At 65.6% G+C, this 224-nt stretch carries 1 protein-coding gene; it reads left to right on the forward strand.

All coding sequences use genetic code 11. The features are described from left to right. Positions 1–224: OB-fold nucleic acid binding domain-containing protein (locus B3187_RS04295; RefSeq protein WP_286804738.1), on the forward strand; the 224-nt coding region annotated here is incomplete at both ends.

A 224-nucleotide genomic window follows, 5' to 3' on the forward strand; every position in this document is an offset into this window, starting at 1 on the left:
CACACCAGGACAAATCCAAAGAGGACCTGGAAGGCGCCGGCCTCACCGCCAGCGTGGCGGGGCGGATCATGGCCAAGCGGGGCCCCTTCATGGTGCTGCAGGATGCCTCCGGCACGGTTCAGCTCTATGCCGACAAGGACACCCAGAAGGCCATCAAAGAACAGTGGGGCCAGTGGGATATCGGCGATATCGTCGGCGCCAGCGGCACCCTGCACCGCTCGGGC

The sequence above is a fragment of the Marinimicrobium sp. UBA4209 genome, assembly GCF_002381585.1.
GTDB classification, from domain to species: domain Bacteria; phylum Pseudomonadota; class Gammaproteobacteria; order Pseudomonadales; family Cellvibrionaceae; genus Marinimicrobium; species Marinimicrobium koreense.